Source organism: Phocaeicola acetigenes (assembly GCF_027529745.1).
GTDB classification, from domain to species: domain Bacteria; phylum Bacteroidota; class Bacteroidia; order Bacteroidales; family Bacteroidaceae; genus Phocaeicola; species Phocaeicola acetigenes.
Genome location: NZ_JAPZVM010000002.1, coordinates 240,298 through 260,299, shown reverse-complemented (window position 1 = coordinate 260,299; position 20,002 = coordinate 240,298). Strand labels below are relative to the sequence as shown.

17 protein-coding genes are annotated in these 20,002 nt (G+C 41.7%); 2 read left to right on the top strand and 15 right to left on the bottom strand.

The features are described 5' to 3' along the window. The first annotated feature begins 6 nt into the window (after positions 1–6). On the top strand, positions 7–768 hold the full coding sequence (gene yaaA / locus O6P32_RS03615) for a peroxide stress protein YaaA (protein WP_269876853.1): 762 nt from the start codon (positions 7–9) through the stop codon (positions 766–768). Positions 769–852: 84 nt separating this feature from the next. Here yaaA and O6P32_RS03610 read toward each other — a convergent pair whose 3' ends face one another. Together O6P32_RS03610 and O6P32_RS03605 are read right to left on the bottom strand one after the other, a co-directional pair. Further along, complete coding sequence (locus O6P32_RS03610; protein WP_269876852.1) at positions 853–2,283, bottom strand: DUF5723 family protein; 1,431 nt, start codon at positions 2,281–2,283, stop codon at positions 853–855. 34 nt (positions 2,284–2,317) lie between these two features. Continuing rightward, positions 2,318–4,030, bottom strand: coding sequence for a hypothetical protein (locus O6P32_RS03605; protein ID WP_269876850.1), 1,713 nt, complete (start codon positions 4,028–4,030; stop codon positions 2,318–2,320). A gap of 241 nt (positions 4,031–4,271) precedes the next feature. Here O6P32_RS03605 and O6P32_RS03600 point away from each other — a divergent pair, with 241 nt between their 5' ends. Then, positions 4,272–5,351: a hypothetical protein gene (locus tag O6P32_RS03600; protein WP_269876849.1), complete on the top strand. Its 1,080-nt coding sequence runs from the start codon at positions 4,272–4,274 to the stop codon at positions 5,349–5,351. A gap of 743 nt (positions 5,352–6,094) precedes the next feature. Here the strand turns inward: O6P32_RS03600 and O6P32_RS03595 are convergent. The 13 genes from O6P32_RS03595 to dxs form a co-directional block, all read right to left on the bottom strand. Then, on the bottom strand, positions 6,095–7,516 hold the full coding sequence (locus O6P32_RS03595) for an NADH-quinone oxidoreductase subunit N (protein WP_269877041.1): 1,422 nt from the start codon (positions 7,514–7,516) through the stop codon (positions 6,095–6,097). Beyond that, a complete protein-coding gene (locus O6P32_RS03590; RefSeq protein WP_178266091.1) occupies positions 7,516–8,997 on the bottom strand; it encodes a complex I subunit 4 family protein in 1,482 nt (493 codons plus the stop codon). Before O6P32_RS03590 ends, O6P32_RS03595 begins: the two co-directional genes overlap by 1 nt. A gap of 13 nt (positions 8,998–9,010) precedes the next feature. Continuing rightward, on the bottom strand, positions 9,011–10,900 hold the full coding sequence (gene nuoL / locus O6P32_RS03585) for an NADH-quinone oxidoreductase subunit L (protein ID WP_269877040.1): 1,890 nt from the start codon (positions 10,898–10,900) through the stop codon (positions 9,011–9,013). Between the two features lie 11 nt (positions 10,901–10,911). Further along, complete coding sequence (gene nuoK, locus O6P32_RS03580) at positions 10,912–11,229, bottom strand: NADH-quinone oxidoreductase subunit NuoK (protein WP_178266090.1); 318 nt, start codon at positions 11,227–11,229, stop codon at positions 10,912–10,914. Between the two features lie 18 nt (positions 11,230–11,247). Next, positions 11,248–11,760 carry an NADH-quinone oxidoreductase subunit J family protein gene (locus O6P32_RS03575; RefSeq protein ID WP_178266089.1) on the bottom strand — a complete coding sequence of 171 codons (513 nt, stop codon included), beginning with the start codon at positions 11,758–11,760 and terminating at the stop codon, positions 11,248–11,250. 23 nt (positions 11,761–11,783) lie between these two features. After that, positions 11,784–12,257: a 4Fe-4S binding protein gene (locus O6P32_RS03570; protein ID WP_269876848.1), complete on the bottom strand. Its 474-nt coding sequence runs from the start codon at positions 12,255–12,257 to the stop codon at positions 11,784–11,786. A gap of 11 nt (positions 12,258–12,268) precedes the next feature. After that, positions 12,269–13,369, bottom strand: coding sequence for an NADH-quinone oxidoreductase subunit NuoH (nuoH, locus tag O6P32_RS03565; RefSeq protein ID WP_405371293.1), 1,101 nt, complete (start codon positions 13,367–13,369; stop codon positions 12,269–12,271). 28 nt (positions 13,370–13,397) lie between these two features. Further along, on the bottom strand, positions 13,398–14,912 hold the full coding sequence (locus O6P32_RS03560; RefSeq protein WP_456299574.1) for an NADH-quinone oxidoreductase subunit D-related protein: 1,515 nt from the start codon (positions 14,910–14,912) through the stop codon (positions 13,398–13,400). Positions 14,913–15,069: 157 nt separating this feature from the next. After that, a complete protein-coding gene (locus O6P32_RS03555; protein ID WP_178266086.1) occupies positions 15,070–15,651 on the bottom strand; it encodes an NADH-quinone oxidoreductase subunit B in 582 nt (193 codons plus the stop codon). Continuing rightward, positions 15,642–15,992, bottom strand: a complete 351-nt coding sequence (locus O6P32_RS03550) for an NADH-quinone oxidoreductase subunit A (RefSeq protein ID WP_269876845.1) — start codon at positions 15,990–15,992, stop codon at positions 15,642–15,644. Before O6P32_RS03550 ends, O6P32_RS03555 begins: the two co-directional genes overlap by 10 nt. Positions 15,993–16,080: 88 nt before the next feature. Then, a complete protein-coding gene (locus O6P32_RS03545) occupies positions 16,081–16,488 on the bottom strand; it encodes a hypothetical protein (protein WP_269876844.1) in 408 nt (135 codons plus the stop codon). Positions 16,489–16,708: 220 nt separating this feature from the next. After that, positions 16,709–18,049, bottom strand: a complete 1,341-nt coding sequence (gene trkA / locus O6P32_RS03540) for a Trk system potassium transporter TrkA (RefSeq protein ID WP_269876842.1) — start codon at positions 18,047–18,049, stop codon at positions 16,709–16,711. Beyond that, positions 18,046–19,953, bottom strand: a complete 1,908-nt coding sequence (dxs, locus tag O6P32_RS03535) for a 1-deoxy-D-xylulose-5-phosphate synthase (protein WP_269876840.1) — start codon at positions 19,951–19,953, stop codon at positions 18,046–18,048. Before dxs ends, trkA begins: the two co-directional genes overlap by 4 nt. Between the last annotated feature and the right edge of the window lie 49 nt (positions 19,954–20,002).

Below are 20,002 nucleotides of genomic sequence, written 5' to 3'. Positions count from 1 at the left end.
ATACATATGATGACTTTTATTTCATGTGCCAAGACCATGACCGGAAAAAGCAAACAGCAGGTTCCGTTTACTACACATCCTGCTTTCGAAAACCATGCCAACGAAAATGCCATGCACTTGTCACAGTTTACGGTAGAAGAACTGGAGCGCTTGTTGAAAATCAATCACAAGCTTGCCTCAGAAAACTACCTGAGATACCAGAATTTCCATTCTGCCGACAACAAGCCGCTGCCTGCATTGCTGTCGTATACCGGTATTGTGTTCAAGCGTATTAATCCCAAGGACTTCACACTTGAGGAATTAGCCTATGCACAAGAGCATCTTCGCATTACCTCGTTTCTCTACGGACTGCTCCGTCCTCTGGATACAATCAAGAATTACCGTTTGGAAGGTGACGTACGTCTGCCGGAAAATGGAAACCTTTCGATGTTCGACTATTGGAAACCATTACTGACCGAACATTTTATCAAGGAAATAAAAAAAGAACAGGGAACATTAGTCAATCTGGCAAGTGCCGAGATGAAAGACCTTTTCGACTGGAAACGAGTCTGCCAGGAAGTACGGGTTGTCACTCCCGAATTTCTTGTACACAAAAACGGCAAACTGACTACTGTAGTCATATACGCCAAGATGTGCCGGGGAGAAATGACAAGATACATTCTGAAAAACCGTATTGAAAATCCTGAAGACTTAAAAGGATTCGAATGGGAAGGATTCACCTACAACGAACAGGAAAGTACGCCAGAACGTATGGTATTTACACTTTAAAGTAAAATAAAGAAGCGGTATAAAAATGATGGCCGAACATCATCTTCATACCGCTTCTTCTATTTCTGACTGTTTCAGCTATCTTTATTTACGCTTTCCAAACGTAATGTTGAAGCCCAGACTCACATTAGTATTTGCATTTCCTACCGGAATGTACTGCGGAGTCACTTTTGTCAGTGTATGATCCATACCTACGAAGAAGTTGAATCCACAAGGATGGAAGTTCAGAATCCATCCGAAAGAAGAGCCAAAAGTAGAAAGGCCATAGTTTACTCCTGCATCAAACCATTTCACCGGTGATACATTAGCCGACAAACGGCCTTCACTCCAGGAATAAGGTCCATTGATACGGGTAGAAGACAAGAATCCAAAATGTAATTTATCATATAACGGGAACGCATAGTCTGCACCGATATTCAATGTAGCTCCCAACATTTTGGTTGCCTTTCCCCCTGTTTCTGTGCGATGAAAGCTGGCATAGTTTTCCACATCCTTACCCAAATCTTCCAACTGATCCTCCAACGGTTTATCTCCATTAGGATCATCAGATCCCATTGCTATATTATGAAAACCGTCGAACAACCATGGTTCGTTACTGGTAGCACCCTTAATGGTATTGCTCCATGAGATGAATCCCAGGTCGAGCAATGCAGCAGACAAAGTCAGATTATCAAGCAATTTATAAGTAGCTCCCAAATCCACGGCCATACCATATCCACTCAATCCCGGAGAATCAATATCCATATTACCCCAATCAATCAAAGTTGCTTCCGACGGATTGTTCAATGTTTTTCCACTCTCTCCTTTTGTAGGTAATGTCAAGCCCTTTACAGAAGCATTCAATTCTCCGTTTGCCTGTACCATCCACTGATTCTCTGCCATCTGTACTTTCATATCAGTCATCTTAATGCTGGCATTACCCAGACCCAGCAAAGCTTTAACCTTAGCACCGATACGTAATCTTTCATTAATCTGATGAGAATGTCCCAAAGCAATTTCGGCATAGTTGTTCGATGAAATACCCAGTCCATCCATTTCGTACACCGGATTAGTACCATCCATACCTACCTTCATGAACTCGAACAATCCACGCGGTAAGTTCAAAGAAGTACTAGAACGTAAACTGACATCAAACGTATTGAAACCTCCCCATGCACGGAAACCTACCGACAGCAAGGTCAGGTTCATATTCATATTAATACGGTTATTATCTTTCAGTTTTCCCAAAAACTCATCACTGCTGACAGCGCTGTTCATAAAAGTTGTAAGCTTTCCATTTCCATACGGGTAAAGGAATGTATTCAATCCCACATTACTCTGTGTACCCATATTGATATTACCGATTCCCGGTATAGATACATAGTTACGTTCCGGTTCAAACGCAGGATTCATCAGATGACGGTATGTATACCCTTCAAGAAAATAGCCGGAATGCAATGCCTGCGCCGAAGCTGTACCACAAAAGAAGATTCCTGCCGCTGCAATAAAATATGCCAATATATTGTTTCTCTTCATATATAAATACTTGTTGAATAAGTTAAAGCCTCCGTTAATTCAAATCCACTGTTACACCACCTTTTACCTTGATAACCATTTTATCCAAACGGAGGTGCTGCTCTTTGTTCAATACCTGTCCTGCTGTTTGTGCAGAAGAGTGTGCTGATACTGAGTATTTCAAACCGTCCAGTTTCTGGAAAGCTTCCGGATTAGAAGTCTTCAGTGTAATATTCAGTGAAGTTACAACCGGATTTTCAGGTGTACCTGCCTGAATATTCTCAGATACAACGGCTGTTACATCATCCAACACCTGTCCTTCTGTATCTACAGCATCCACTGCCATCTGCATTTCCAAAGGAATGGTATTGGTAGCATCCATACTTACCACAAGTTCTTTTATATAAATATCCTTCAAATCTCCCTGCCATCCGTCAAACGAATCATTGTACACAATAGTCGTTCCTTCGTTGAACTGCAGCGGAGCATTGATTTCATAATCTGTTTTTACAGTATATTCCTCACCCAGATTCAGCACGATTTCCTCTTGTACAGCACGGGCTTCAATGCTCTCCATACGAATTTCATCCGGAATCACCTGAATCAAATCATTCAGATTGACAACAGTTATGCTTTCATCTGCACCATTTACATTACCCTGCTGTCTATGCAGACAAATCACATAATTTTCCTTACCCGCAGGAATTTTTATTGGAGAAGAAGTACCTCCAATCACAACAGAAGCAATATTGGAACCTCCTTTATATGACTTTAATACTGCACTGAAATCAACACTAACCGGTGAATTATTGCTCACAGTCAGGAAGATTCTCGGATCTGTCATATCAATTCTCACAGTTTCATCCTTCAGGAAATCGGGTAAATTCTCAATTTTAACAGGAGCAATAGTCACGTTGATATCCGGATCGACCATACCTGTTACCTGCAACAGTTCGATGCGTTCTACACGGTATTCGGTAGTAATACCTACCGATACAGCCTCTCCTCCTTCTATCAAGGCAGTACCCTTTATTATCACATCGTCTTCAATGACCAAATGGCCAGGAGCAAGCAATCCTTCCCCTTTTTCCATATCTGCAAATCTGACCTCTGTTATATTCAGACGAATAGTCAAAGGATTCTGCTTGGAGAACTGAACATCCTGATTAAACACAATCTGGCTCTTTCCATTCAAGATACAACGAGAATCATCTGTGGAAACAGTATAATAAGAAGGAAAAGTAAGAGTAGCTCCCTTCTTCAACACAACAGGCTTATCATAGATTACACCTATACTTATCCAAGCAGGCATATTTATCTTGGCAGAAGATAAAGATACCACCTCTTGAGTCAAATCGGTTTTATTTAAGCTTACTGTATTATTTGTTTCTATTTCTGCCTGCAACATATCCGGAGCACTGACACTGAAGTTAATCCATTTTTCCTGAGCCTCAGCACTAATTTCACTTCCATCTATCACTACTTTTTCGATAGATACCTTTGTATCCGATCCTTCTCCGTGCTGCAAAAGAGAGTAGTTGCCTTCAGAATCAGCCTGAACGGCACTTCCTTCTTCCAAATCGAAGATTTTTTCGAGTGTAATGTCTTTTGTATCACTGGCTGGAATTGTCAAATCATTTCCCCCAACAGTTACACTCATATCAATATCCTTACTCAAATCGTAATCATTGTCCACACACGAAACCATACCGAACAATGACAAAGCCCATAGGCCAAACAACACTTTGTTTGTTGATAATCTGTTCATAAAAATAATTTAATTAATACCTATTTTAACCCAAAACCCTAACGCAAAATATTGCATTTTTGTTTTTATCGCACGCAAAAATACAATTTATTTAACATAATGCAATATTACCACTTTCCCAATTCTGTCTGTTTAATATTAATAATCAACATAGACTATACTTATTACACTTTTCCTACAATTTATTATTTCAGACAATAAAAAAATCGTTTACTTTGCATCAATCTTATACACAACCACTATGAAATATTTATTTTTAGGACTCTTTCTGCTTCTTTCCGTTTGTCTTAAAGCACAGGAAACACGCTTTCATTCAGGCTATATTATCACGGCAAGCAAGGATACCATTCAAGGAGAAATCATGCTCCGAACCGATGAACAGAACAGCAAGAGCTGTATCTTCCGGGAAAATCCACAGAGTGAAGAACAGCACTTTTCTCCTGCCGAACTTCATTCCTACCATTTCATCAACGGAAAACACTATTACTCCCAGCAAGTAACACTCGATCAGGAACCTAAACTGCTATTCCTTGAATGTCTTGTAAAAGGAAGACTTACACTCTACTACTATCCCACGACTTTCGTACAATATTATTTCTTCTACGATGAAGAAACGGGTACCCTGACTGCCATCAATAACCAAAAGGTGAAAGTAAGCGGGAAAAATACCAATTATGAAGGTACCGACCTCCGATATAAGGGAATTACACGCTACGTGATGCGCCAATGGGATGAAGCCGAGAAGAGAAGCGAAAATCTACAATTCAACCATAAGGACATGATCAGAGCAGTAGTCGACTACAACAATGCCGTCTGTACCGACCAAAACTGTGTGACTTACGAAGTAAACGACCCGTCTCCTACACGCAAGCAATGGGGAGTCTTCGGAGGATATGCAGGAAACATTGTCCACGACTATAGCAAGTACCTCAGCGGATACGAAATAGGTATACAGTTTTCTTTCATTTCTCCCCGCCTCTCTCCTTCACTCGCTTTTTTGGGAGAAGTAGTCTATGCAGGTTCCGGACAGTCCTATGCAAACAGTCCGGATGCCCTCGTATACGGTGACTTCAAAGCTCAATGCATCGCTTTCAAACTGGGTGGACGATATATCTTCGGACAACAAGCCTTACGCCCCTTTGTACAAGTGGATGCACAGTTTGCATTCGAAATAGGAGAAGCCAGTGACACTGGGGCTTCTGCACTGGCAGGAGCAGGACTGCTGTACCGGGTATTCAAAAAGCACGACATCTTTGTACAAGGTTACTGGAATGCACGCTATACTGAACGATGGGGAATACGCGCAGGCTTCTTGTTTTAAAAACATTTCAAGACCTTCCGTTCTGCTCTGCTGAAACCGGAGAATGAAAATATCATATTTCTTTCAAAACAAGATTTTTACTTTCTCTATTTGCAAAAATCGCACGTACAGATAACTCACTCTTTGTATAAAATCTCTCTTCACGATGTACAGAAGAGAGATTTTATACTCTAAAAAAAGGAATATTTATGCTGTACAACACAATTCCGACATCAGTCACATAGGCAAATGATACAAGTAAAAACACCTGATGATTCAAGTATCGATGGCAAACGGTCCTTGTATCATTGGGCAACGCAACCAATCACGCAAGAAAAGACTCCCTGATTCACTTTTTTCCTGTCCTTGAATCTCATTTTTATACATTTATTCACATTTACCACTACAAACCCTATCCCGTAAAGCTTCAACATCCAAATGTCAAAAAAGAGAATTTATCACAAAGATTACATCATAAAGAAAGAAACAATGAATTGTTCATCATCCTTTAACAAGGAATAGGACTATTTCCTATCTTTTCCACTTTCTATACCCTTCAAAAAACAGGCTTCTTTTCTGTCCGTCCTCTACCGGAGTACAAACAAAAGCATACAGAAGCCTCTGATTTGACATTTTGCCACTTTGCTTTTTCCACCTCCGATTTCAAAAAGGGATTGACATTTTGTCAAGGCATAAAAAAAGCGTACAGACCACTACATCGGCCTGTACGCCCTGCGTATTATCAGATTAATCAAGCTGCAAGATTATAAAGAAGCCAGTCCGTCGAAAAGACTATATACACTGCTGCATATACCTAACAACACCACTCCAGCCAGGCAGACCAGCAGGCTGACACGCATCAACGGACTACTTTTAAAGGTAGCTACCGGTGTTTCGCTCGGAGTAATATACATGGCTTTTACTATCAGCAGATAATAATACAGAGAAATAATGGTATTGACCAAAGCCAGGAAAACTACCAGCCAATGTCCTGCATGGAATGCAGATGCAAACACAAAGAACTTGGAGAAGAATCCGGCAAACGGCGGAATACCAGCCAATGAGAAAAGCGCCAGTGTCATGACAAAACTCAAACGGGGATTAGTACGGTAGAAACCGTTGTATGTATCACGTGCGGTTTCCCCTCCGGTCTGTTGTTCTACTGCACTGATGACACCGAACACAGCCAGATTGGCTACTACATACACAGCGATATAGTAAACCAGTGAAGCCATACCTTGTGCAGAACCAGCCAGTACCGCCAGTACGATGTATCCGGCCTGAGAAATACTACTGTAGGCCATGAATCGTTTCAAGTCACTCTGAAGGATAGCAAACAAGTTAGCTACAGTAATTGTAAGCACAATCACCACGCTAAGCATCAGACTCCAGTCTTTTACCATCGGACCGAATACCTTCATCAGGATAGTCATCAAAGAGAATGCTGCTGCTCCTTTTGAAACTACAGACAGATAAGCACTGACCGGAGTCGGCGCTCCCTGATAAGTATCGGGAGTCCACATGTGGAAAGGAACAAGACTTAACTTGAATCCTAAACCGGCGAAGAAAAAGACCATTGCCGCAACCTGAAGCGGAGTACCGCCCAATGCAGAAACCATATCGGTAAAATACACTGTACCGCATGTTCCATACAACAAAGAAATACCATAAAGCATAATACCCGAAGAGAACATGGCATTCAGAATAAACTTGGCACCGGCTTCAGCACTGTGATGGCGATATTTATCGAAAGCCACCAGACAAGCCATCGGAATACTGGCAAGTTCCAGACCGATGTAGAACATCAGGAAGTTTCCGGCACTTATCATATAAAACATACCCAACAGTGTGCTCAAGGTAAGCAAGTAAAACTCTCCTGCCTTAAAACGGGTATCTTCACGTTCCAGCCAGCGTTCGGCTTGCATAAAGACCAAAAGCGTAGCAGCAGTAAGAATAGTCTTTACTACCGATGCCATGGGAGTACTCTGATACATTCCGCCAAATGCTTCGGCACCCGACGGAACAATGTTTACCAACAACTGAATAGCAGTCAATCCGCAAGCCAGTGCCTGCAAAGCTTTATGATTGGGGGCTTTGATAATCAAATCTGCCAGTAGCATAATGACAATTACCAATACCAGACTCAATTCAGCCTGCATAGAAAATATAGCTGTTATATCCATAATCAATGTATTAACTGTGAAATAATCGGTTCAACACTGCCACTAATGACATGACTTACCCAATATGGAGCCAGTCCTAAACCGGCTACAGCCAGAATCAGACAGATGACAGCAAAACGTTCATCCCAAGTAGCGTCTGTCAGTTTCAGATGTTCCGGATTGGTACAAGTTCCATACAGAATCTTGCCAACCACACGCAATATATAGACTGCAGTAATGACAATACTCATTGTAGCTATTATGGTGCAAACACGATGGAACAAATCGGCATGTTGGAACGAACCCACAAAGACAGTCATTTCGGCTACAAAACCGCTCAATCCGGGCAATCCCAAATTGGCCAGACCAGCAATGACATACCCTACAGCCAGGAACGGCATAATCTTCATCAAGCCGGAAAGCTGGCGAATATCGCGTGTATGAGTACGTCCGTAAATCATACCAATCAATGCGAAAAACAGTGCTGTCATCAATCCGTGACTCAACATCTGAAGAATGGCTCCCGTTGCACTGACTTTTGTCATCATCAGCAAGGCAAACAATACCAATCCGCAATGGCTTACAGAAGAATAGGCATTGATGTATTTCAAGTCGGTCTGTACAACTGCACTGAAAGCTCCGTATACCACAGAAATGGTTGTCAGTATCAGGAAGAAGTCACCCCAGATTGCTGCTCCGGTAGGCATCAGATACATGGCGATACGGAAACATCCGTAACCTCCCAGCTTCATCAATACGCCGGCATGAAGCATACTAACTGCCGTCGGAGCAGAAGCATGACCATCAGGACTCCATGTATGGAAAGGGAACAAGGCTCCCAATACTCCGAATCCCAGGAAAACCATCGGGAAGAAGATACGCTGCATTTCGGTAGGGATTTGCAGTTTTACGATTTCAAGAATATTCATAGTCTCTCCTCCGGCTCCGTAGAAAATACCTAAAATACCGATCAGAAGGAAAGCAGAACCTCCCATCAGCATCAAGGTCAGCTTCATGGCGGCATATTCTTTCTTACCACTTCCCCAGACACCAATCAGAAGATACATCGGAATCAGAGCTACCTCGTAGAACATGAACATGGTAAACAAATCGGTAGAAATGAAGAATCCGAATACTCCGGTGCTCAATAAGGTAAACCAAAGGAAATATTCTTTGGTCATAGGTTTCAGTTTCCACGATGCAAAAGTTCCGGTAAATACAATGATGGCACTCAAAAGCAACATTACTACCGAAATACCATCTACTCCTACCGAATAACAGATGTGTAAAGGTGCATACCATGAAATACTGTCGGTAAACAGCATCTCTTCTGTAGCTCCACCATTACGTAATCCGATATAGGATACGGTAAGATAAGCAGCCAAAGCCAGCAACATACTGGATCCTACTACCATTACTCCCCTTACCTGATTGACATTGCGGGCTATCCAAAGTCCCAGCAACATCAGCAAAGGAATCAATACAAAAAGACTTAATATATTCATTTGTTCAACTCTCCTAACCGATTAATAAGACAAGTGTTAATACAATCACTCCAATCAGGAACCACATGGTGTAGCTCTGAATCTTGCCGCTCTGTATGGGCTGTAATTCTTCGCCGGAAGCTTGTGCTCCCCATGCCATAAAATTCATGAATTGGTCGATGACGTGACGGTCGAACCAAGCAAGTGGAGTAGAAATACAACGGAAAATGATTTTCTTTGTCACAAACAGCCAGAGTTCATCCATATAGAAACGGCGGTAAGCAGCACGATGCAGGGTTGCAAAACGACATGCCAGCGCATCGGCCACCGGTTGTTTTTCACGCGCATACATCCAGGTAGCCAAGGCTATGGACAATACCGCTACAACAATGCTGGTAGCAGCTACACTCCAATCGAGATGGATATCATACAACTCTCCATTGGAAGAAACAAAATGTCCGAAAGGTATAAAGCCGGCAACCAAAGTTACTGCAGCCAGAAACATCAGTGGGAAAGTCATGGCAAGCGGACTTTCATGAGGTACATGTGCAGCATGAAGTTCCTTGTTTTCTTTTCCCCAGAAAATACAATAATACAGACGGAACATATAAAAGGCTGTCATTCCTGCAATCACAGTCATCACCCAACCTATTGCCGGACTAAACTGGAAACAGGCTGTCAGAATTTCATCTTTCGAGAAGAATCCGGAAAAAGGAGGAATACCTGCAATGGCCAGACAAGCTATCAGGAAAGTGATATGCGTAATGGGCATGTATTTTCGCAAACCGCCCATTACCGACATTTCGTTGCTGTGTACGGCATGAATAATGCATCCAGCTCCCAGGAACAGCAAGGCCTTAAACATGGCATGAGTAAACAAATGGAACATGCTGGCCATATATCCCAATCCTCCTTCGTGAGGATGAGCAGCTGTACATACTCCAAGTGCAACCATCATAAAACCAATTTGAGAAATGGTAGAAAAAGCCAGCACACGTTTGATATCGCTCTGAGCACAGGCAACGGAAGCTGCATAGAAAGCTGTAAAGGCTCCTACCCACGCTATAAGATGTAACACGTTGGGGGCAAAACCGATAAACAGAGGGAACATGCGAGCTACCAGATATACACCAGCTACTACCATGGTAGCGGCATGAATCAAGGCACTGACAGGGGTAGGACCTTCCATTGCATCGGGAAGCCAGATGTGCAAGGGAAACATAGCACTTTTTCCAGCTCCACCTACAAACATCAGTCCCAATGCCCAAGGCAATACCATTCCGGCCTTCATCAACTGCTCCTGTCCCGGAGTGAATGTAAAGGTCTGCATATAATAACCGTAAATCAGGATACCAATCAAGAATCCCAAATCGGCGAAACGGGTTACGATGAAAGCTTTCTTACTGGCTGCAATGGCTTCCGGCTTGGTATAATAAAAACCGATGAGCAAATAAGAAGAAACACCAACCAATTCCCAGAACACATACATCTGGAAGATATTAGTAGCGACTACCAACCCGAGCATGGAGAATGTAAACAAGCTCAGAAAAGCGTAATAACGCTGAAAGCCTCTCTCTCCTTTCATATAACCGAATGAGTAGATATGCACCATCAGACTGACAGTACTGATGACAACCAGCATCATCACAGAGATCGGATCGAGCAAAATACCCATATCAATATGCAGCGAACCGGTGAACGGCAACCATTCTATATTATAAGGAGTAAGCGTCGGGAATACGCCTTCGGCAGTACGTCCTGCAGTAAAATAATTCCAGGCAGTGAGATAACTGAGAAAAGTAACTCCTGCCAGCGATGCCGTACCAATCAGTCCGGCTACCCGATGCTTCATGTACATACCAGTCAGCCCCAATATCAGGAAGCTCAGTACCGGCAGTAAAAGAATCAACACTGTATATTCCATATTCATCTATATTATCCTTTTAAATCGGTGATATCATCGGTCAGTATCTGACGGATATTCCGATATACATTAATAATAATAGCAATTGCTACAGCAGTTTCAGCGGCAGCAATCGCAACACCGAACAATGCAAAAAAATGCCCTTCCAGTTGTCCCGGGAAAAGATATCGGTTGAACACGGCAAAGTTGATATTTGTCGCATTCAGCATCAGCTCTACAGAGATAAGCAATGCCAGAAGGTTTTTACGGGTAAAAAATCCGTAAATACCACAAAACATCATAATAGTGCTGATAACCAGATAATGTATGACATGTACTTCTAATTCCATAATAAAATCCTCCTTCATTTAATGTTTACGTGCAATCAGAATACCGCCAATCATGCAGGCCAACAATAGTATACTGGTTACTTCGAAAGGTAATACATACTGATATTTATCTGTACCAATCAGAGCCAAGCCTATTTCACGGACAGGTAATTCCACTCCTTGTGGTATCATATTCAATGCAAATCCATTGGTAAAGACCAAGAAGAGTACCAATCCGGCTCCGACAATACAAGTCAGCAACATACTCCACAACTTAGGACGACTGATTTTGTATTTCATATCCTTATCCGAACGGGTTAGCAGGATGGAGAATACATACAGTACCACAATACCTCCGGCATACACCATCAATTGTACGGCACCCAGAAAAGTATATCCAAGAATGCCGTAAATACCCGCAGTTCCGAATAAGACAAACAGCAAGTAAGTGGCTGCACGGAGAATCTTACCTGTAGTAACAGCCAGTACCGAACATGCGGCAATCATAACTGCTACCGTATAGAAAACTATTTCTTGTAGTGTTATTCCCATAATTTCTTCTATTTAGTGACTTATCATTTTTTAGGAGCAAGCGAAGAACCTTCATTGTTCAATGTCAGAAGCAGTTTATCTTTCTCGAATACGGCATTCTCGAAATCATTGGTAAACTTGATTGCTCCGTGCGGACAAGCATTGACACACAGTTCGCAAAACATACACGAACCTAAATTGTATTCGTACTTAACCAGCACTTTCTTTTTCTTTCCTTCTTCATCTTCACGTGTTTCGGAAATCACTTTAATGGTTCCGTTCGGACATGCCATCTGACAAAGTCCACATGCTACACAGTGATGATGATTCTCTTCATCATGTACCATCACCAGTTTTGCACGATGACGCTCTGGTATGTGAAGAGTGGTATGACGATTTTCCGGATATTGCTCTGTGACATTCGGCTGAAGAAAAACCTTCATAGAGGTACGCATACCAATCAACAGACTTTTTATACCCGAAGCATATCCTTTTATATATTTGCTAAAACTATTCATACATCACTTCTTTAAAAAACTAAACCAAAAACCTTACATACAGCCATAAGTAATAATACTACCAAGGATAAAGGCATGAGATATTTCCATTCCAGTGTAAGTACCTGGTCGATACGCAAACGTGGAAATGTCCAGCGGATCCACATCAGCAGGAAGACTATTACGAAAGTCTTGCCCACAAACCATATCACACCCGGAATATAATCCATAACAGCATTGAATCCATCTAAACCTGCAATATGCAACGGCATCCATCCACCTAAAAACAAGGTAGTAGCAATACCGGCTGTAATAAACAGATTCAGGTATTCTGCCAGATAGAAGAATCCGAAGTGCATACCGGAGTATTCGGTATGATAACCGGCAGTCAGCTCCTGCTCTGCCTCAGCAAGGTCGAACGGAGCACGATTGGCTTCTGCATTACCGGCAATGAGATAAATAATAAAGGCTGCAAAAGCTGGAATGTGTCCTTTAAAAAGATTCCATCCGTCTTCCTGCCCACTTACAATGCCTTGAATATCCATTGTACCGCTCATCAAAACCATTGTCAGTACAGTGATACCGATAGAGAGTTCGTAACTGATAATCATCGCTCCGCTTCGTACCGCACCGATAATGGTATATTTACTGTTACTACTCCATCCGGCAAGCAATATACCCAACACTCCAATGGAAGAAGCTGCCAATACGAAGAAGATACCAATATTCATATGAAGAATTTCTCCTCCTTTATTCCAAGGCAAGCATGAAAAAGTAAGGATAGAAGCCAGTATTACCAGAAACGGTGCCAAGTTATATAGCAAATGGTCTGAATTCTTCAGTTCAATAATTTCCTTGGTCAGAATCTTGAATACATCTGCAGGCACTTGGAGCAAACCACCACGACCTCCCACACGGTTAGGGCCAATACGACATTGAAAAGCAGCACAAACCTTGCGCTCCATATAGATAAGAATAATAGCAAGTACAGCATACAGCAACAAAATTACTACACCAACTACCAATCCTTCCAGAAAAATAGCCAAACCTTCGGGCATCACGCTGCACAAAGCAGAATGGATTGCCATAAAAAGTGGCTGAAGATTATAATAATCTAAAAATGACTGATTCATATTATATTCTATATTACCTCTATATTTATTATCTGTCAATATCCGGAATTACATAGTCTAATGTACCCCCGATTGCAATCAAGTCGGCAATTTTGTTACCCCGACATACGGTATCAAGTGCATGTACCAATGGAAGACCTGTACTGCGGTAATGCAAACGATAAGGACTCTTATCACCGTGGCTTTCCAGGAATACATCAAACTCTCCACGACTGGTTTCTACAGAAGCAGAATAGTTTCCTTCCGGCAACTTGATAATAGGTTTTGTCTTGACCCGGAATTCTCCTTCAGGAATATTATCAATAAGTTGTTCGATAATATGGCAAGATTCCATGATTTCATCCATACGAACCATATACCGAGCAAAGCTATCGCCTTCGGTATAAAGAATTTCCTTAAAGTCTACCTTATCATACATCGCATAAGGATGATGCTTACGCACATCGTTTGCCCATCCGGAAGCACGTCCGGTACCTCCTGTAGCTCCCAAAGAAATAGCATCTTCCTTACTTAGCAATCCGACTCCTTTTAAACGGGTAGTAGCAATTACATTACCGGTAAAGATATCATGATAGTCTTTGATTACACTTCTCAGATGAACGATAAACTCTTTTACCTTCTTTTGGAAATCAGGGTGCAAATCGGCCTGTACTCCACCAATCACGTTGTAGTTTTGTATCAGACGTCCTCCTGTGGTTTCCTCGAAGATATCCAGAATCATTTCTCTCTCGCGAAACCCATAGAAGAATGGAGTCAATCCTCCCATATCCATTACCAGACAAGAGTAAAACAACAAGTGAGAATCGATACGTTGAAGCTCATCCATAATGGTACGGATATATTGTACACGTTCCGGAATCTCCAATCCCATTGCCTGTTCAATACACATACACAGAGCATGACGGTTTTGGTGAGCGCTCAAATAATCCAAGCGGTCTGTCAATGCCAAAGTCTGAGGGTAAGTCAGACTTTCATTCATTTTCTCAATACCACGGTGGATATATCCGCAAATAGGGTCTACTTTACTGATTGTTTCTCCCTCCAAAGAAGTTCTTAGACGTAATACTCCATGAGTAGAAGGGTGTTGAGGACCGATATTCACCACGAAATCCTTCTGATCGAATACAATATTTTTACGACCGCAAATCGTTCCATCGGGCTTCAGAAAATACTCATCGGTTACATCTGCATTCTCCTCGTTCTCCATATTCAACGGATTGGAGTTCATATCATAATCTTTCCGAAGCGGATATCCCTTCCAGTCTTCACGTAAGAACAAACGGCGCATATCCGGATTGTTCAGAAAACGAATACCAAAAAAGTCGAACACTTCACGTTCTTTGATTTCCGCAGTCTTCCATAAGTCACAAACAGAAGGAAGGAATGCATTTTCTCTGTCAAGAGTAGATATTTTCAATGCTACCCGTTCATATGTCTGGCTCGATTCCAAATAATACAATGCCCCCAAGCCTTTTTCTCCCCAATCCATCCCCACTATATCGCGAAGATAATCCATTGGCGCTTCCTTATCTGCACGCAGCATCTCTGCTACTCGTCGAAAGTCATCAACTTTCAATGTAATCACCGCCTCACCGGTCTCACTACATACAGCTTCAGGAGCTATGGCTTTAATTTTATCTATTAATTCCATAATCTTTTTTAATGAAAAAATAATACCTACCAAAGAAGAGCTTTATATTCTACTCTTCTTTCTTTTCTTTTCGGTTTACTCCACCCAAAAACTTTTCCACTTTTATTTTACGCTGCAACTGCATCATTCCATAATAGAAAGCTTCCGGACGAGGAGGACATCCTGGTATAAAAACATCTACCGGGATAATTTTATCGATTCCATTTACCACATGATAAGATTTGACAAAAGGTCCTCCACTGATAGTACAACCTCCAACAGCCACTACATATTTTGGTTCTGCCATCTGATCATACAAACGCTTCAATACCGGAGCCATCTTATAGGTTATAGTTCCCAGCACCATAATCATATCAGCCTGGCGAGGAGAGTTACGGGTTACCTCAAAGCCAAAACGAGCCATATCATACCGGGCAGCACCCAAAGCCATAAATTCAATCGCACAACAGCTTGTACCAAAAGTCAATGACCACAAAGAATTACTTCGTCCCCAGTTTATCAGTTCATCCAAAGTTCCAACAACGACTCCTGCTCCATTACGGTTCAATTCATCTACCAAACGCTCCAAATAATCGTTGTTTTTAAATTCTTCATACTTCATAGACCGGATAGCGGGTTTCTTTACTTCCATTCAAGTGCTCCTTTCCGCCAAGCATACGCCAAGCCTAAAATTAAAATCAACAAAAAGAATATCACACTCACAAGGGCATAAACCCCAACCTCGTGTACGACTACCGCCCACGGAAACAAGAATACCGTTTCGATGTCGAACATCAAAAACAAAATAGCGAACAAATAATATCCTACCTTAAACTGTACCCAAGACTGTCCGCGAGTAGGAATACCACATTCATAAGGTTCGCCTTTCTGCGGATTGAACGAACGAGGTGCAATAAGTTTGGCAGTAGTCATAGCCAACACCACGAGTGCAATAGCCGTCAGAATAACGACAATTAAAAATGTAAAAAACATATATCTAAGATTTTAAATGATACGATACAAAATATTTTTCTACAAAACGCCTTTGCAGAAAAACATAAAGAGAAGTCTTAGATAGTATTTAGATCAGGATTCGTTCCAGTGTATAGATATAATAATCAATACTTCCACCCATATACGGATGAGTAGAATGAGTCAACTTATATAATTTATTGAATAGAGAGTCTGTCTGCCTGAAAAGAAGTACATTTATACTACGCAGCAAAAACTTAAAATCGTTAGTACTACCAGAATGATATACAGATGAATGCTGCAACAAATCGGCATATCGAGAAGAAAGAAGATAATTGATACAAGACTGAATATCGTGCGATGTATCTTGTGCAACCACCTGTTCTTGAGATACAACAGGTTCTTTTACAAGTTCCATACTACCAGCATCCTGATTCATACACGACATAGTATTCCCTATCACACATATGGTCAAGGTCCATAGACATAATACGAATACTTTCATCCACTTTCTCATGATTTCATCTTTTAAAAGTGAAGCAAAGATAAGAATTTATTTCGAGTAGAGTTAATTACATCCTATAAAATATGTTTTCGAACACATTTTCACAAAAATCTTCCAAAACAATTCTACCTTATCTTCATTCATCTTTTAAAACACAGCACCATGACACATTACGAGAAAGATAAAGAAAGATTTTTCATTCTCTTTCATATGAAAAAGAATGAAAAACCAATTAATTAAAGAATTTCTCCAGTTTCTTAATCATCATTCCCAAACAGAACACCACTACATGGTCATTCTCCTGAATGTTTGTATTACCAGTTACCAGAATACCTTCGCCGTTACGAATCAATCCACCGATTGTTGCGCCTTTCGGTAAACCGGCATCCTTTACTTGTACTTTTGTAATACGCGCTCCTGGTTTCACCACAAACTCTGCTACATCGGCATTGGCAAATGTCAGACACTTTACATTCGAGACATCGGCATCCAACATCATCTGATAAATATGGCTGGCAGCAATAAATTTCTTATTAATCACCGTACCGATATCCAAGCTTTCTGCCATGCTGATATAATCCACATTTTCCACTTCTGCTACAGTCTTGGTTACTCCCATCCGTTTAGCAGCCAGACAAGCCAAAATATTGGTTTCCGAGTTTCCAGTCAGTGCAACAAATGCTTCTGTATTCCCGATACCCTCTTCCAAAAGCAATTCCATATCACGTCCGTCCCCGTTGATAATCATCACTTTATCATCCACAAGTTCAGTCAGACGATTACAACGGTTCAAGTCACTTTCTATAATCTTCGTCCGCATATATTCCGGCATATATTGCACTGTGCGCACCGCAATACGGCTTCCTCCCATAATCATTACATTACGGATATCCGCATAATGTTCCTTACCGGCTATTTTACGGATATACGGAATATATTTCTTTGTTGTAGTAAAATATACCACATCATTCAGCATAATCACATCATCACCTCGCGGGATAATTGTCTCTCCTCCTCTTTTAATGGCTACGATGTGAAAAGGAATATTTCTACCTCCGAGTTCGTGCAACGATACATTAAGAATTTCGGCAGTTTCACGCATCTTAGTACCAATCAAGACTAAAGCCCCTCCGGCAAATTCCCACCACTGGCGTATCCAGCTCATCTTGACTGCATCCACAATGTCCTTTGCTGCCAACATTTCCGGATAAATCAAAGAATGTACCCCTAATTTAGCAAAAAACTCCTTGTGCTTAGGTAAAAGATACTCATAGTTATCTATACGTGCTACTGTTTTCTTGGCTCCCAAACTGGTAGCCAACATACAGGCAGTCATATTCTGACTTTCATTAGGTGTTACAGCAATAAACAAATCGGCACCCGCTACTCCCGCCTCTTTCAAGCCGGAGATAGAAGTCGGGGACAAGTCTACAGTCATCAGGTCCAGATTACTTCCTACCTTACTCAACTTTTCCTCATCCTCATCCATCAGAATAATGTCTTGCTTTTCCCCTGACAAAAGTTTGGCCAAATGTGTGCCTACTGCTCCTGCCCCAGCAATGATAATTTTCATAAGTTCAGCGTTTGAATTAATGTATTATATATTCCCGTCTGGTCAATACCGCAAATTGCATACAGTTCTTTCACTGCACCATGCTGTATAAACGTATCTTCAATACCCAAACGTTTCACCGTTGGTGTATAACCATTATCAGACATAAACTCCAGTACGGCACTTCCCATGCCTCCTTTCAAGACTCCGTCTTCCACTGTCACAACCTTTTTAAAGCGTCGGCCCACCTCGTGCAACATTTCTTCATCTATCGGTTTCAGGAATCGCAAATCATAATGTGCTATCGAACAATTATTATTCTTCTCGGCTTCTTCTATTGCCTTGGCAGCCACATTACCTACCGGACCAATGGTGATCACAGCCATATCGGTTCCATCTTTCATCTTACGTCCCTTACCTATTTCAACAGCTTCAAGTGGACATTTCCAATCGGTCAGTACCCCTCTTCCACGCGGATAGCGGATTACAAAAGGTCCTTGATTAGGCAACTGAGCTGTGTACATCAGTCTTCTCAATTCCTTTTCATCATAAGGAGAAGAAATTATCAAATTAGGTATAGGACGAAGGTAGGCCATATCGAACACACCATGATGCGTAGCTCCATCCTCTCCTACCAATCCGGCACGATCCAGACACAACACTACATTCAGTTTCTGGATAGCCACATCATGAATCACATTATCGTAGGCACGTTGCATAAACGACGAGTAAATATTGCAGAAAGGCAATAATCCCTCCTCTGCCATTCCTCCGGAAAACGTAACAGCATGACCTTCGGCTATGCCTACATCGAAAGCACGGTCCGGCATCGCTTTCATCAATACATTCATGGAACATCCAGTCGGCATCGCCGGCGTTACTCCTATAATCTTGTCATTCTGCTGAGCCAGTTCCAGTAAAGTCTGTCCAAATACATCCTGAAACAAGGGTGGCATTCCTGTAGTATCCATCACAATACGCTCACCGGTTTCTTTATCAAAGATACCAGGAGCATGCCACAATGTAGCAGCTTCTTCGGCCGGTTTAAAACCTTTGCCTTTTACAGTATGTACATGCAACAGTTTAGGGCCTTTCATTTCCTTTATTTCGCGCAATACTTTTATTAAAGCCTGCACATCGTGTCCGTCTACCGGGCCGAAATAACGGATGTTCATTCCCTCAAAAATATTCTGCTGCTGGGTTATCACCGACTTCAAGCTATTGTTGAAACGTATGAGACTTTTTCTGCGCTCCTCATTCAAGATTCCCCAATGATGAAACATCCGTGAAACGTTGTAGCGCAACCGGTTATACCCTTCCGAAGTCTGAAGATTCAACAAATACTGTTTCATACCACCCACACTCCGGTCGATGGCCATATTATTGTCGTTGAGGATTATCAATAAATTATTAGGAGTACTTGAAGCGTTATTCAATCCCTCAAAAGCCAGCCCTCCACTCATCGAACCATCTCCAATGACAGCTACCACTTTACGGGAATCTTCTCCCTTTCTGGCAGCAGCAACAGCCATTCCCAAAGCTGCCGAAATAGAGTTCGAAGCATGACCACAGGTAAAAGTATCATACTCACTTTCCGAAGGAGAAGGAAAAGGACACAATCCGTTCAACTTACGGTTTGTATAAAATCGGTCCCGCCGTCCAGTCAGTATTTTATGTCCATAAGCCTGATGCCCTACATCCCATACAATACGGTCATAAGGTGTATTAAACACATAATGTAAGGCCACAGTCAGTTCTACAACTCCAAGACTGGAACCGAAATGTCCGGGATTGCGAGACAACTCGTCGATAATCTTCTGACGAAGCTCACCACAAACCTCTGGCAAAACCTCGGCAGGCAATTGTCTCAAATCGTTCGGACTATCGATTTTATTTAATAATTCGTAAGAAGTGGGTGATTCCATCCTATTTTATTATTCAATTAATCGTACAAAAATAGTATAAATATATGTA